This window comes from Streptomyces sp. NPDC026417 (genome assembly GCF_055567695.1).
This window is the reverse complement of record NZ_JBVHPY010000017.1, coordinates 108,873-123,474: the sequence shown is the minus strand read 5'-3', so window position 1 is coordinate 123,474 and position 14,602 is coordinate 108,873. Positions and strand designations below refer to the sequence as shown.

Genomic DNA, 14,602 nt, shown 5'->3' with positions numbered 1-14,602 from the left:
CGGGCATCCCGGACACCGCTCCGCACACGCCGGACGCGTCGGACACGCGGACCGGTGCACTGCTGCTGGACGAGCAGCTGTGCTTCGCGCTGTACGCGGCCCAGCGGGCGGTGACCGCCGCGTACCGCCCGCTCCTCGAGGATCTCGGACTCACCTACCCCCAGTACCTGGTCATGCTGGTGCTCTGGGAGCGCGGCGAGACGACGGTGAAGGAGCTGGCGGGCGCCCTCCGGCTCGACTTCGGCACGGTGTCGCCGCTCCTCAAGCGACTGGAAGCGGCCGGTCTGCTGCGCCGTGAACGCTCGGCCCGCGACGAACGGTCCGTGCTCGTCGCACCGACCGGGCGGGGCGAGGCACTGCGCGAGCGCGCGGAGAGCGTCCCGCAGGCGCTGCTGGCGGCGACCGGGGTGAGCGGCGACGAGGTGGCCCGACTGCGGGAGGAGCTGTGGCGGCTCGCGGAGCGGGCGGAGAGCGCGGCGGAGCGCGGGCGCTGACCACGCGGGCGTGATCCGGGAGCGGGCCGGCGCGGCCGGGTATCGGCTACCCCCGGGTAACCGGGGCCGCTCACCGATGGATACCTTGTGCACGATGTACTTGCGTGCACTTTTTCCCGGGAGGGGCGGCCATGACGGACGGCACCGCTGTCGACACGCGTCCGACGAAGATCATGTATGTCGCCGAGGCCACCGCGCACGGTGGCCGGGACGGCTATGTGACCAGCCAGGACGGCCGGCTGGAGCTGCGGGTGGCGATGCCGCCGGCGCTCGGCGGTGACGGCGACGGGACGAACCCGGAGCAGTTGTTCGCCGCCGGGTACAGCGCCTGCTTCCACAACGCCCTCGTGCTCGTCGGCCGACGCGCGGGCTACGACCTGACCGGGTCCACGGTCGCCGCGAAGGTCGGCATCGGCCCCAACGCCCAGGGCGGATACGGCCTCGCGGTCGCCCTGAGCGTCTCCCTGCCCGTCGTCGACCGGGAACTCGCCGCGCGGCTCGTCGACGAGGCGCACCAGGTCTGCCCGTACTCCAACGCGACCCGCGGCAACATCGAGGTCACGATCCTGCTCGGATAGCACGCCGCAGGAATCGGGCGTGCCGGACGGCTGTTGCATCGACGGGTGCCGAGGGTCGGCGGGCAGGACAGGAGTGGCGGGCGTGGACGTGAACGGCACAGTGGCCGAGGGCTTCGAGCCGGTCAGGGCGGCGTTCGTCCGCAACTTCGACGCGCTCGGCGAGCGGGGCGCCGCGGTGACCGTGTACCGGCACGGGCGCAAGGTCGTCGACCTGTGGGGCGGCACGCGGGACGTGGACGGCACCGAGCCCTGGCAGCGGGGGACCGCGCACGTCGTCCACTCCGCGACGAAGGGCGTCGCCGCCGCCGTACTCCTGCTGCTGCACCAGCGCGGGCAGGTGGACCTGGACGCTCCGGTCGGCGCGTACTGGCCGGAGTTCAAGGCGCAGGGCAAGGAGGGCGTGCTGGTCCGGCACGTGCTCTCGCACCGGGCGGGCGTGCCGGTGGTCGACCGTCCGCTGACGCCCGCCGAGGCGGCGGACCCCGGGCACACGGCCGCGGTGCTCGCCGCGCAGGCTCCGGCCTGGGATCCCGGGACGGACCACGGCTACCACGCGCACACCTACGGCTGGCTGGTCGGCGAACTCGTGCGCCGGATCACCGGGCGGGGTATCGGCGACTGGATCGCGGACGAGATCGCCGGGCCCCTCGGTGCCGACCTGTGGGTGGGGCTGCCGGACGCGCAGCGGCACCGCGTGGGGCGTTCCGGACGGGTCACGCCGCCGGAGACGGCGAGCAGCCTGCGGATGCGCCCGAAGCGGTCCGTGGCCGAGGCCTACGCCGACCCGTCCTCCCTCACCAGCCGGGCCTTCGCCGCGATCACCCCGCACCCCGACGACAACGACCCGGCGTACCGGGCGGCGGTGCTGCCCGCCTCCAACGGGATCGCCACGGCCGAGGCGCTGGCCCGCTTCTACGCCTCCCTCATCGGCGAAGTGGACGGCCGAGAGCGCCTGTTCACCCCGGCCACCGTCGAACTGGCCCGCGCGGAGGAGTCCGCGGGGCCGGACCGCGTCCTGGTGGTCAACACCCGTTTCGGCCTCGGCTGCATGCTGCACGGCACCGCGTCCCCGCTGCTCGGACCCGGCTCCTTCGGTCACCCCGGCCGGGGCGGCCCCCTCGGCTTCGCCGACCCCGCGTCGGGCATCGCCTTCGGCTACGTCACCAACGGCTTCCGCAAGACGGTGACGGCGGACCCGCGGGCGCAGGCGCTGATCCGGGGGGTGCAGGCGGCGCTCTCCCGTTGACGGGCGTCCGGGCTCTCCGGCCGCCCTCCGTGGGCGCGTCCGGCGTCCGTGGCGGCGTGCGGAGCGGCGCTGCGGCGTGCGGCACGGGGACACCGGACGTGCGCGGCGATCCGCGCTCTCCGGCCGAGCGGCGCCGGCGGTGACGGGTTTAGCGGCGTCCTTGGTGACGGGCTTAGCGGCGTCCGTGGCGACGGGCCGAGCGGCGTTCGTGGCGTCGGGCGGTTCCACCTCCTTTGCCGATCCGGAACATGCCGGGCCTGGCGGTGCCCGGCCGTCCGGCCGAGACTCGATCCGTGTCCCGCCGCCGCACCGCCACAGCCGTCGTCGCCGTCGCCGTGCTCGTGGCGAGTCTCGCGAGCGTGCTGGTCCACGTGCACCTCTCCGGTTCCTCCGGACGTCATCGCAACCCGGGCCTACCGGAGCGCACTCCGCCGGCCGCCTCGGACGGCAGGGCGCCGGCGGTCGCCCCGGCCGTGTGCCCGGCTCCGCCCGCCGCCCCGGCGCGCACCGGCACAACGGCCCCGCACCGACCGGTCAACCGCTCGGACTTCAACGGCGACGGCTTCTCCGACGTCCATCTGAACGCCTGGTACCGACCCGCGGAGGGCGGCGGCTGGCTGCACCACCGCGTCGTCGTTCCGGGCTCCCCGCACGGCATCGCCCCGGCGGCCGCCGTACCGCTGAGCCGGCCCGGTCTGGACCCGGCCACCAGCACCCGCCCGCTGGTCGCGAACAGCGCCGCCCACCTCAGCGGGGACCTGGACGGCGACGGACTGGCGGACCTCGTCGTCCAGAACCTGCTCCACGACCGCGAGCACTCCTGGACCGGGCAGAGCGTCGTCTGGGGCACCGCCGGCGGCACCCCCCGCACGGTCCGGCTCCCCGCCGCCCACCCCCTGTTCACGGCGGCCGGTGACTTCGACGGGGACGGGGCGCTGGACCTGGTCGGGCTGCGGGACGGCCGCGAGACACGGCCACCGGGTTTCCGCGTCCCGCGCCCCACGACCTGCCTGACCGTCCTCTACGGGCCCTTCACACGCACCGGCGCCCCCCGCAGGACCGTCGCCGTGGAGGTGACCCAGGGCGGGTACGTGGGCGTGACCAGCCTGGTCACCGGCGACTTCGACGCGGACGGCCGCGACGACGTGGTCACCCGCGGCGGGCTGCCCGTACCGCCGGAGGACCAGAGCGTGTCCGACTGGTACGACGAGGACCTGCTGCCCCGCGACCTCGTGGACACCCGCTACTACCGCGGTACGCCCGAGGGGCCGGCCCCGGCCGCCCTGCCGCCCGGCACCGCGAGGGCGCTGCCCCTGCCGGACCGCGACCGGACCGTACCGCTGCTCACCGCAGGACAACTGGACGGCGACCGGTACACGGACGTCCTCCGGACCGACGGCACGATCCTGCACGGCGGACCGCGCGGCCCCGGCGCCCGCACGACCCGGCTTCCCGCCCCCTACGACACCGGGAGCGACGACCCGCCCGGAACCCTCAGGACCCTCGGATACACGCCGGGTCCCGTCCTGGCCGACCTGAACGGCGACGGCCAGGACGACCCGGTGTACCGGGACTCCCGCAGCAAACCGGCGGGCACCGTGACGGTCCTGCTCTCGCGGCCGGACGGCGGCTACGCGCCCCCGCTCACCCTCGACCGGTACCGGCTCCACCTGCGCAGCCGGCCCACGCACCCGGCGGACGCCGACAACTTCGGCTGGGACGTCGCCGCCGCCGACCTCGACCACGACGGGCGGGCCGAACTCCTCCTGGGCTACCGGGGCTTCGCCAAGCCCCGTGAGGAGCACGGCTACTGGGTCCTCCCCGGGGCCGCCGACGGCCCGGACATCAAGAAGGCCCGGTTCGTCCCCGTACGGGACCTGGGCCCGGGGTGAGCATCCGGCCGCGCCTCAACCCGCGTGCAGCATCAGGCCGATGCCCACCACGAGCAGCCCGGCCGCCGCCACTCGGGGCGCTCCGAAGCGCTCCTTGAAGAAGATCGCGCCGATGGCCGCCCCCACGATGATGGAGGACTCCCGCAGCGCCGCGATCGGCGCCAGCTCCGCGCGGGTCTGCGCCCACAGGACCAGGCCGTACGCCGAGACCGAGAGCACGGCACCGAGGAGACCGACGGCCGCGAACGGGCGCAGGAGCGCCACCGTTTCGCCCCGCCAGCGGTACACCGCGTAAGCCGGGATCGCCCAGCCCTCCGCGGCCATCAGCCAGGCCGTGTAACCGAGGGAGGAGCCGGAGGCCCGGACCCCGAGCCCGTCGACGACGGTGTACGCGGCGATCGCCAGGCCGGTGGCCAGCGCCGCCCCGATCGCCGCCCAGTCGGGCCGCCGCCCGCGCAGGCCCCACAGGGCCACGCCCGTCAGGCCCGCGCAGGACAGCGCGACGCCGGCCGCCGCCCACCGGTCCGGGACCTCGTGCGCGAAGACGGCCGCGAGCACGGTCACGACGAGCGGAGCGGTCCCGCGGGCGATCGGGTACGCCTGCCCGAAGTCGCCGAGCCGGAACGAGCGCATCAGCAGCATGTAGTACACGACGTGGATGGCGGCCGAGGCGATCAGATACGGCCACGCCCCGGCCGCCGGGAACGGCACGAACGGCGCCGCGGCCATCCCCAGGAGCGTCCCGCCGCCCGCGATCAGCGTGAAGCCGACCAGCTTGTCCGTGATGCGGTGCGCGAGCGCGTTCCATCCGGCGTGCGTGACGGCGGCGAGCAGCACGGCCGCGGTGACGAGCGGGGTCACCGGGCCTGCTCGCGCACGTCCGCGCCGCCCACGCCCGGCTCGTCCCGTTCGGCCGCGTCCTGCTCGCGCACGTCCACCAGCGTCGCGCCCGCGTGGCTCACCAGGGCGTCGGGGGTCATCGGGAAGACGGCGTACGGCGTTCCGGCCGCGGCCCACACGGTGTCGTGGCCGAAGAGCGAGCGGTCCGCCAGGACACGCGTCCGCGTGCGGTGGCCGAAGGGCGGGACCCCGCCGATCGCGTACCCCGTCGTCTCCCTGACCAGGTCAGCCCGGGCCCGGGTGACCTTCCCCGCGCCCAGCTCCCGCCGTACCAGCTCCAGGTCCACCCGGGACGCGCCGTCCATCAGCACCAGCACCGGAACCCCGTCCGCGGCGAAGATCAGCGACTTGCAGATCTGGCTCAGCTCGCAGCCGATCGCGGCGGCGGCCTCGGCTGCGGTGCGCGTCGCTTCCGGGAAGCGGCGCACCCGCGGCAGCAGGTCCCCGAGGCCCGCCTCGCGCAGGGCCTCGGCGAATCGGGGATGGGCGGCGTGCTCTTCGGCGGCAGTCATGGACGGCACCGTAGCGGTGCGTGTACAGGACATGCGAACGGGTTCCGGGGAGCGGACGTCAGCTTCCGGCGCGCAGCAGGGCCGCCACGACCGGGCCCGCGGAATCGCCGCCGTGCCCGCCCGCCTGCACCACGCCCGCGGCCGCCAGGTCGCCCTTCCAGGCCGTGAACCAGCCGTTCGGTTCCTTCTGTCCGTCGACCTCCGCGGAACCCGTCTTGGCGCCGAAGTCGGGGCCGAGCCCGGACATGGCCCGGGCGGCGGTGCCGGCGGCGGCCGTGTAGCGCAGGAGTTCCCGCAGCTGGGCCCGCGTACCGGGGGACAGCGATCGGGAGGCCTTGGCCAGGGTGCGGTCGTCGACGTCGGGGGAGACCAGGTACGGCTGGTGGAAGGCCCCCGTCTTGGCCGTCGACACCACCGAGGCCATGTTCAGCGGGTTCATGCGTACCCCGCCCTGGCCGATCAGCGAGGCGGCCATCGACGCGGCGCTCTGCACCGGCACCGCGCCGTCGAAGGACGGCACCCCGATGGACCAGTCGTCCCTGCCGAGCCCGAAGACCTGCTGCGCCTGCTCGGTCAGGTCGCCGTTGTCCAGCTTCTCGGCCTGCGAGATGAAGGCCGTGTTGCAGGACGCCGCGAAGCTCGCCTTGAACGTGCCGTTCTTGATCTGGAACTTGTCGTCGTTCTGGAACTTCCAGCCGCCGTACGTCACGTACTTGGGGCAGGGGTGCCGCTTCTCCGCCGACGCCAGGCCCTTGTCGATCAGCAGCGACGACGTGATGATCTTCATCGTGGAGCCGGGCGCCAGGGAACCCTGGAAGGCGGTGTTGAAGCCGTGGCCGGAGTTGGCGACGGCCAGGATCGCGCCGGTCGAGGGGCGCATCACCACGACCGACGCCCGGGACTTCTTCGCCACCTGCTGCTCGGCCTTCGCCTGGAGGGCGGGGCTGAGCGTCGTGCGCACCGTCCCCGGCGTGCCCTCGCTCAGGGTCACCAGGGTCTTGTCGGGTGTCTTGTCGGCGCCCTTCTCGGCGGCCTTGCGGACCACCCGCAGCTCGACGCCCGCCTTGCCGCCGGCCTTCTTGCCGTACTTCTCCCGCAGCCCGTCCAGCACCGTGCCCAGCGACGGGTACGCGGCGGTGGTCAGTTCCCCGCCGTCCGCGTCGAGCGCCCTGACCGGGGGCGTGCCCGACGCGCCGGTCACCAGCCGGTCGCCGTCCCGCAGGTCGGGGTGGACGACGGAGGGTTTCCAGTCGACGAGCGGGCCCCCGTCCCCGGCCCGCCGCACGACGGTCAGCCGCGCGTCGTACGCGAGCGGCTTGCTCCTGCCCCGGTAGGTCACCGTGGCCTTGACCGAGAATGGGACGGCGGCCCCCGCCCGCCTGCCGGGTGTCAGCTTCACGCCGGTGATGTGCGCGTCCTTGCGGTAGCCGGTGAGGGCGGCCTCGGCGGAGGCCGCGTCGTCGGTGAAGGCGGCGGCCTTCGCGGTGCGGCCCTGCTGCCAGGCGGTGAGGAACCGCGTCGCGGCCGTGCGCACTTCGGCCGCCGACAGCGGACCGGTCTTCACCGGCTTCTGGTCGGCGCTCGTGGAGCCGTCGCCGTCCGCCCCGCCGAACACGCTGTAGGCGCCGAAGCCCCCGCCCGCGACGACCACGGCGATGAGCCCGCCGATCACGGCGGGTCTCGTCCTCCTACGCTCGGCGGCGCGCCCTCTCTTGCCCACAGCTGCAGATCCTTTGCTGGTTCCCCTGATGCCCCGTTGCCCTCAGGTATTCAACGACAGGCACCACCGAGGGGTCCCGGCGGGACCGGTGTGACGTCAACCGCTCGTTCTCAGCACGGCCGCGACGATCGGCCCGGCCGCGTCCCCGCCGTGCCCGCCCTCCTCCGTCATCGCGGCGACCGCCATGTCGTTCCGGAACCCGGTGAACCAGCTGTTGGACTTCGCCTGGCCGTCGACCTCGGCGGAACCGGTCTTGGCACCGATGTCCCCGCCCAGCCTCGCCATCGCGGGAGCGCCGGTGCCCTGGGTCGCGGTCAGGCGCATCATCTGCCTCAGCTGCTGCACGGTCCCGCCGCTCAGACCGCGGGCGGTGGCGAGCGGCCGGTCGTCGAGCTTCGGCGAGACGAGGTAGGGCTGGCGGAACGAGCCCGTGATGGCGGTCGCGGTGACGGACGCCATGTTCAGCGGGCTCATCTGGACCTCGCCCTGGCCGATCGCGTTGGCCGCGCGGTTGGGGCCGCCGGACGCGGGGATCCTGCCGTCGAACGAGATGATCCCGGTCTTCCAGTTGTCCCGGCCGAGACCGAACCGCTCCTGCGCCTCGGTGGTCAGCGACGCGTCGGTGAGCGGCTTCTCGTCGACGAGCTTCACGAAGGCGGTGTTGCACGAGCGCATGAAGCTGTTGGCGAGCGTGGCCTTCTCGTTGGCGACCATGCCCGTGAGGTTGTGGAAGGTCTGGCTCTGCCAGACGGCGGTGTCCGTGCAGGGCGCTGGCCCGTTCATCGACGTCACCCCGTTGTCGATGAGCATCGCCGCGGTGATGATCTTCATCGTGGAGCCCGGGGCGAGCCGGCCCTCGAAGGCCGCGTTGAAGGCGTCCCGACGGTGGTTCGCGACCGCCAGCACCTCACCCGTGCTGGGCTTGACCGCCACCACGGACGACTGGGCGTACCCCTCGACGGCCCGCTCGGCCGCCGCCTGCGCGCTCGCGCTGAGCGTGGTGCGCAGCCTGCCCGGCTCGCCCTTGGCGAGCGTCACCAGCGTCTTGTCGCCCGCGTTCTCGTTCGCGTGGCGAATCGACAGCTCGATACCGGGCGTACCGCCCGCCTTGTCGCCGTACTTGCCGCGCAGGGCGTCCAGGATCGGGCCCAGGGAGGGGTACTTGTCCTTGTCCAGGACAACGTTGTTCCGGTCCACGGCCCGGATCGGCGGGTTCGCCGACTCCCCCGTCACCAGCGTGTCGCCCTCCACCAGATCGGGATGCACGACGGACGGCTTCCACCCGACGAGCGCCTTGCCGGTGGTGACCCCGCGCACGACGGTCAGTTCGGACTCGTACGACAAGGGCTTGCTCTTCCCCCGGTACGAGACCGTCGCCCGGACCGAGTACGGCACGGTCGTCCCGGACGGCGAGCCCGGCGTGATCCGCACCTTCGTGAGGTGCGCGTCGTCGCGGTAGGCGGCCAGCAGCGGCTCGGCCGCGACGGCGTCGTTCGTGTACCGCGCGGCCTCGGCGGCGTCGCCCTTCTCCCAGGCGGCGAAGAACTTCCCGGTGGTCGCCTCGACCTCGTCCCCGCTCGGCGTCCCGGTCTTCACGGGCGCGGGTCCGCCCCCCGAACCGTCCCCGTTGATGGCGGTCACCACGTTGTACGCGCCGTAGCCGGCGCCCCCCACCATCACCGCGAACACACTGCCGACGACGGCAGCCTTGACCCCCTTGCGCATGACGCGATCCCCTCCCCGGAAGCGTTTGCACTCTAAGCCGGGCGAGTGACGGGTGGGGAGGGAGTTTCCCTGATTGTTAGGCCGGGGATCCCCGCGCCGACAGGGAAGCCGCACTCACGGCTGGCGGTCCCGGTACCGCGCCAGGAGGTCCCTGCCCACGACGGTCCACGGGTGTGCCGGGCCGAGCACTCTGGTTCGGCCCTCCACGAGCAGCTCACCCTGCTCGACCGCCTCGGCAGTGCGTCCGAGCGCGTCCAGAACGGTGCTGAGCGTCTGCCGTGCGGCCAGCACCAGGGGGTAGTTCTCGGTGTAGAGCTGCAGGTAGCCGGCCAACGCGTTGCGAGCGTGGGGCAGGGCTTCGTTCGGCATCCCCGTCCTGGACAGAACGAAGGCGTAATTGAGTTCTGCTCCCAGCGTCATCGGGTGGTTGTCCCCGGTCACGCTGCGGCAGTCCGCGATCAGGGCGGGGCCGGTGGCGACTATCTCGTCTCGCTCCGGGATTGCGGCCGCCTCCGGGGCGGCGGCCATCTCCAGGAGGTACTTCCGTGCGATGAGGGTGAGTGGGTGCAGTCGCCCGAGAGAGTCCTCCCGCCCCCGCACCGCCCGCCGCACCGAGGGGACCGCCTCCAGGACCCGGCCCAGGTTGTAGAGCGGACTCGCCAGCCGCAGGCTCGCCTCCAAGGTGTCCGGGGCGTCGGCCCCGAGGGCGCGCTCGCAGTCTTCGAGAACCTGACGGTGGACGGCCTCGGACTCCTCGAATCGGCCGAGACGAAAGAGAGCGCGACCCGTGCGCATACGAAGCCGGAGAAGCAGCACGTCGTCGGCGTCCAGAGCCGGGGCGGCGAGGTCCAGGGCTTCCTCCGCCAGCCTGAGTGCCGAGGCGTAGTCGCCCGACCGGTGGACGGCGACGACGAGCCGGACGGCACAGTCGGTCGCCGCCCGGACCGCGGACGGCCCGGTTCTCCAGTTCACCGCTCGCCGAAGCAACGCGAGCACATGGGGCGCGAGCGGGATCACCACGGGGTCCTGCGCGCCGCGTTCGGGCACCTCCGGCAGCACCGCCGCGAGCAGCCGGGCGGCAGTCGTGGCGAGCAGGTCCCGCTGGTCGCCCGGCGTGGCCAGAGCGACGCTGTCGAGCAGAATCCCGTGGGTGCGCAGGCCGCGCACCTCACCGGACACGAGTTCCGTGAGCGAGTGGTCGAGCAGCCCCCGCAGGGCGGTCTCCACACGAGACGGGTGCAGCACCGGGTCGATTCCGGCCCCGGCAAGGACCTTGAGCGGAAGCGGGTCGCCGGCCCAGCAGGCGAGCAGACGCAGCAGCGAGGTGGCCTCGGGAAGACCCTGGGCGATGAGGGCGTCCAGGGAGAGCTGCCACGTGCGGCTGAGCAGGTGGCGTGAGTCGGCACCGGCCTCGGCGCCCTGGTCTATGAGTTCGATCGGCTGGAGGCCGGTGGCGTCGACGAGTCGGTGCCCGTAGTCGGCGAGGGTCCACGGGTCGATGACCTGGTGGGCGAGGAACCCGCCCGCCAGGGTGAGCGCCAGGGGCAGGCGTCCGAGGCGGTCGGCGACCTCCGCCGCGTCCTCGGCGCTTCCCGCGTGCGGAGCGATGTCCTGCAGCACGCGGGCGGCGTCCTCGCGCGGCAGGACGCCGAACTGGAGCAGGTCGGCGCCCGGCCACCAGCGGGCCGCCGCTTGGCGGGTGGTGACGACGACGGTTCCGGCGGGGCTCGTACGGAGCCAACCGCCGTCCCTCAGGATGGCGGGGGTGTCGGCGTTGTCGAGCACCAGCAGCCACGGTTGGTCGGAGCGGTCGAGGCAGTGCCAGACCAGGTCGGCGGCGGGACGTAACCCGCTGCGGGCGCCGGTGAGTTCGGCGTCGGTGGCCCCGCGGTCGGCGGCGACGGCGAGCATGCCGGCGCGCAGCGAAGCCGGGTCGGAGGCGTTGACCCAGAGCCCGATGCGGCCGACCTGGGTGGTGGCGTGGCGAAAGAGGGTGTAGGCGACGGCGGTCTTGCCGCAGCCTCCCAGGCCGTGGAGGACGTAGACGCGGTTGCCGACGCCGGGCTCGACGGCGGCCCGCAGACGGTTCATCTCCCCGGTCCGGTCCCGCAGTACCACCGGAGCGCGGCCGACGGCCGGGTGCCGTACCGAGTCGGGCCCCGACCAGTCGGGAGCGTGGTGATGGTGCTCGACGATGTGCTGGTCGCCCGTCGCCTGGTAGACCCGGCCGTACCCGTCGGCCCGCGCGTCCTGGCTGCCGTTCACCGTTCGGTGACGTTCTGGTCGCGGCCCGCCTGGTAGACGCGAGCCTGTCCGGAGGCGGTGGCGTGCTGCGTCACCGACGGAGCCGCCGGTGCGAGTGGCTGCAGTTCGCTGATCAGCGTCCGGAGCGCCTCGGCCTCTTCGGGATGCGTCCTGATGAACCGCCGGATGCGGCCCTGCCACTCCGCGCTGAGTTCACTCCGGGATTCGACGTCACCATCGGCCTGCGCGGCCAGCAGGTCCGTCCGGGTCGCGTCGAGCTCCGAGGTGATCGCGTCGGCGCGCTCCGGTTCGGCGCGGTGCCACAACGAGGCGATACCGTCCCTGGCGCGTTGCCAGGCCTCGGTCGTCAGTGCGGTGACCATGGTTGTGGCTGCTGTGCCTGCCAGCACCGCCAGCTCCGGATCCACGAACGTGCCCCCTCCAGCCCGTTGTCAATCTCCGGCACACAGTATCCGGCAGTCGCGGGAGGCATGGGCGGACCGTGATCATTGCCTCTCGTCCAGGGGTGCCGTGACTTCGGGGCATTCCTTCCTCGCTCGTTCCGGCTCGTGGGTGTCCCAGTAGCGGCACTTCTGCAGGAGGATCAGTTTCTCGCTGACCTTCTGGACGGTTGCCGCCGCGCTCTGCATGTACTCCCGGTCCCTCCGCAGCGCCTCTGTGGCGTCACGGGTGGCCGCCGCGGTGGCGTACAGCGAATAGGCCACCGCCGAGCTCATCAAGGCGAGGACGGCGACCGCGCCGATGCGCAGGACCCGTTTCCCGGCCGGTTCGAAGTCGCCCTGCCCTCCCTGCTTGACCGGGGTCTCCAGCAGCGAGGCGAGCTTCAGCCTCACGTCGTGCTCAGCGCCGTCCACCAGGACGGAGAGCTGCACGACCTGACCCCTGGACATCAGCTGGGGGTGCAGGCGGAGTTCCGTGCCGCCGACCGACGTCACCGCGGGTGCGGCCGACTCCGGGCGTACCCGGGATGCCAGCACCGAGACGATGGGGGCCCCGAAGTCGAACACGAGCGAGTTCTCGGCGTTCGCGAAATCGGAACTCTGCAGGTCTCGGCGGCCGGCGTTCTTGACGAGGAGTTCGACCAGTCTCGGCTCGCCCAGGGGAGTCCGGCCGTGCGTCACGCTGATTCCCGCCGCCAGGTCGCCGTCCGGGAGGAGAGCGGCATTCACGTGCTGACGCCAGACGAGCCGACGCCGGGGGTGCACGCTGCGAAGTGTGGCCCAGGCCGCCAACAACGCCGCGAGAACGGCGACGATGACGGTGATCGCCGTGTTCCAGAAGTCGTTGGACCCGATATAGCTCTCGGAAAGAGTCAACGGTCGCCCCGGATGCCTTGACGGTCGTCATCCGAGTGAAGCAGGAGCGGCAGGGCGCTTCCTGCCGCTCGTCCGGTCTCGTGGCCAAGTTGAGACGTCGGCGGAGATCCGTCACCGCGCGGGCCGCGCCGGAGCCGGAACGGATCTCCTGCACGCACCCGATCAGCCGGTCCGACGTGACCGCCCGCGCCGCATCCGCCCGGCTAGACCCACGTGTCCAGCCACATCCGCGACCGCCAGTCGTCGATCGGGATCGCCGTGCCCGTGTAGATCGGCCAGAAATAGATGAAGTTCCAGGCGATCAGGAGGACCAGGACGCCGGCGCCGGCGGCTCCTGCCACGCGGCGGCGTTCGCTGGAGCCGGGTGGGCCGAGGAGCGCGCCGACCAGCATCGCCACGGCCAGGCAGAGGAACGGCACGAAGACGACGGCGTAGAAGAAGAAGATCGTCCGCTCCTGGTACAGGAACCAGGGGAGGTACCCGGCGGCGACGGCGCAGGCGATCGCGCCGGCCCGCCAGTCCCGGCGGAATGCCCAGCGCCAGAGCACGTACAGCAGCGCGAAGCACGCCGCCCACCACAGCAGCGGCGTGCCGAGGGCGAGGACCTCGCGGGCGCACTTCTCGCCCGCGTCGGCCGGGCAGCCGTCCTTGCCGGGCGCCGGGGACTCGTAGAAGTACGAGACCGGGCGACCGGTGACGAGCCAGCTCCACGGGTTCGACTGGTACGTGTGCGGGGACGACAGGCCGACGTGGAACTTGTAGACCTCGTGCTCGTAGTGCCACAGGCTGCGCAGCCAGTCGGGCAGCACGGTCCAGTTGCCGCCCTTGCCGTCGGTCGCGGCCCAGTTGCGGAAGTAGCCGCCACTGCCGTCGGCGGGGGAGAGGATCCAGCCGGTCCAGGAGGCCAGGTAGACGACGACGGCGACCGGCACCGTCGCCAGGAACGTGATGCCGGTGTCGCGCAGCAGGGCGGCCGAGTACGGGTGCCGGGCGCCCGCGACCCGGCGGGAGGCGACGTCCCACAGGACGGCCATCACACAGAACGCGGCCAGCACGTAGAGGCCGTTCCACTTGGTGCCGATGGCCAGGCCCAGCATCAGACCGGCCGCCCAGCGCCAGGGGCGCCAGCCCAAACGGGTCGTCTCGGCCGTGTGCGGATCGGGGCGCACGACACCGTCGGGTCCGGCCGGCAGCGCGGCGGCCAGCCGCATACGCGCCTTGTCGCGGTCGACGACGAGGCAGCCGAACGCGGCCAGCACGAAGAACATCAGCACGCCGTCGAGCAGCGAGGTCCGGCTCATCACGAAGTGCAGCCCGTCCACCGCCATCAACGCGCCGGCGAGGCATCCGAGGAAGGTGGAGCGGAAGAGCCGACGGCCGATCCGGCACAGCATCAGGACGGACAGCGTGCCGAGCAGCGCCGTCATGAAGCGCCAGCCGAAGGGGTCGAAGCCGAACATCGTCTCGCCGAGCCCGATGACGTACTTCCCGACCGGCGGATGCACGACGTAAGCCGCGTCGCTGGGGATCGACACATGGCCGTTGCCCTGCAGGATCAGGTCGTTGGCGTCCTTCGCCCAGTTGACCTCGTACCCGCGGTGGACCAGTGCCCAGGCGTCCTTGGCGTAGTAGGTCTCGTCGAATATCACCGCCTTGGGGCTGCCCAGGTTCCAGAACCGCATCACCCCGGCCAGCAGGGTCACGAGCAGTGGCCCGCCCCATCCGGACCAGCGTGTGATCCGTTCGGCGACCTCGTGACGCAGCCCGAGCGCGGCCCAGATGCGGGGGCTGGGCTCCGCGTAGGGCGGCACGAGGCGGTCGCGGACATCGCTTCGGGGCTTCGCCGAGTAGCCGAAGCGCCGCAGCCGGTGCTGCCACGACGGCCGCTGCTCTTCGGTGGCCCGGCCCTGCCGGGTGTCCGTGGAGGACGCGGTACTGGTCACCGCGCCATCGT

At 72.9% G+C, this 14,602-nt stretch carries 12 protein-coding genes; 4 read left to right on the top strand and 8 right to left on the bottom strand.

Annotation, left to right across the window (positions count from 1 at the left end):
• Positions 1–5: 5 nt before the first annotated feature.
• The 4 genes from ACZ4NT_RS25620 to ACZ4NT_RS25605 all read left to right on the top strand — a co-directional run bounded on the left by ACZ4NT_RS25620 (position 6) and on the right by ACZ4NT_RS25605 (position 4,210).
• A complete protein-coding gene (locus ACZ4NT_RS25620) occupies positions 6–494 on the top strand; it encodes a MarR family winged helix-turn-helix transcriptional regulator (RefSeq protein WP_467727910.1) in 489 nt (162 codons plus the stop codon).
• A 131-nt stretch (positions 495–625) separates the two neighbouring features.
• Entirely contained in the window at positions 626–1,072 is a 447-nt protein-coding gene (locus tag ACZ4NT_RS25615) for an organic hydroperoxide resistance protein (RefSeq protein WP_121402433.1), read from the top strand.
• Positions 1,073–1,154: 82 nt separating this feature from the next.
• Positions 1,155–2,318: a serine hydrolase domain-containing protein gene (locus ACZ4NT_RS25610; protein WP_467727818.1), complete on the top strand. Its 1,164-nt coding sequence runs from the start codon at positions 1,155–1,157 to the stop codon at positions 2,316–2,318.
• A gap of 293 nt (positions 2,319–2,611) precedes the next feature.
• Positions 2,612–4,210, top strand: a complete 1,599-nt coding sequence (locus tag ACZ4NT_RS25605) for an FG-GAP repeat domain-containing protein (RefSeq protein ID WP_147464352.1) — start codon at positions 2,612–2,614, stop codon at positions 4,208–4,210.
• Positions 4,211–4,225: 15 nt separating this feature from the next.
• Here the strand turns inward: ACZ4NT_RS25605 and ACZ4NT_RS25600 are convergent, their stop codons facing one another.
• The 8 genes from ACZ4NT_RS25600 to ACZ4NT_RS25565 all read right to left on the bottom strand — a co-directional run bounded on the left by ACZ4NT_RS25600 (position 4,226) and on the right by ACZ4NT_RS25565 (position 14,591).
• Positions 4,226–5,071, bottom strand: a complete 846-nt coding sequence (locus tag ACZ4NT_RS25600) for an EamA family transporter (RefSeq protein ID WP_121402436.1) — start codon at positions 5,069–5,071, stop codon at positions 4,226–4,228.
• A complete protein-coding gene (locus ACZ4NT_RS25595; protein ID WP_467727815.1) occupies positions 5,068–5,655 on the bottom strand; it encodes a YbaK/EbsC family protein in 588 nt (195 codons plus the stop codon). Before ACZ4NT_RS25595 ends, ACZ4NT_RS25600 begins: the two co-directional genes overlap by 4 nt.
• Positions 5,656–5,680: 25 nt before the next feature.
• Positions 5,681–7,342, bottom strand: coding sequence for a penicillin-binding transpeptidase domain-containing protein (locus ACZ4NT_RS25590; RefSeq protein ID WP_467727813.1), 1,662 nt, complete (start codon positions 7,340–7,342; stop codon positions 5,681–5,683).
• A gap of 96 nt (positions 7,343–7,438) precedes the next feature.
• Positions 7,439–9,067: a penicillin-binding transpeptidase domain-containing protein gene (locus ACZ4NT_RS25585; RefSeq protein WP_467727811.1), complete on the bottom strand. Its 1,629-nt coding sequence runs from the start codon at positions 9,065–9,067 to the stop codon at positions 7,439–7,441.
• A gap of 114 nt (positions 9,068–9,181) precedes the next feature.
• Positions 9,182–11,332, bottom strand: a complete 2,151-nt coding sequence (locus ACZ4NT_RS25580; protein WP_467727810.1) for a tetratricopeptide repeat protein — start codon at positions 11,330–11,332, stop codon at positions 9,182–9,184.
• Positions 11,329–11,739: a hypothetical protein gene (locus ACZ4NT_RS25575; protein WP_467727808.1), complete on the bottom strand. Its 411-nt coding sequence runs from the start codon at positions 11,737–11,739 to the stop codon at positions 11,329–11,331. Before ACZ4NT_RS25575 ends, ACZ4NT_RS25580 begins: the two co-directional genes overlap by 4 nt.
• Before the next feature lie 78 nt (positions 11,740–11,817).
• On the bottom strand, positions 11,818–12,648 hold the full coding sequence (locus ACZ4NT_RS25570; protein ID WP_467727806.1) for a hypothetical protein: 831 nt from the start codon (positions 12,646–12,648) through the stop codon (positions 11,818–11,820).
• A gap of 203 nt (positions 12,649–12,851) precedes the next feature.
• Entirely contained in the window at positions 12,852–14,591 is a 1,740-nt protein-coding gene (locus tag ACZ4NT_RS25565) for a phospholipid carrier-dependent glycosyltransferase (RefSeq protein WP_121402441.1), read from the bottom strand.
• Positions 14,592–14,602: the final 11 nt, after the last annotated feature.

Bases quoted from the DNA above. Each gene is read 5' to 3' on its own strand.
- ACZ4NT_RS25615 (WP_121402433.1), top strand. From the start codon at position 626: ATGACGGACGGCACCGCTGTCGACACGCGTCCGACGAAGATCATGTAT.
- ACZ4NT_RS25595 (WP_467727815.1), bottom strand. From the start codon at position 5,655: ATGTCCTGTACACGCACCGCTACGGTGCCGTCCATGACTGCCGCCGAA.
- ACZ4NT_RS25585 (WP_467727811.1), bottom strand. From the start codon at position 9,067: ATGCGCAAGGGGGTCAAGGCTGCCGTCGTCGGCAGTGTGTTCGCGGTG.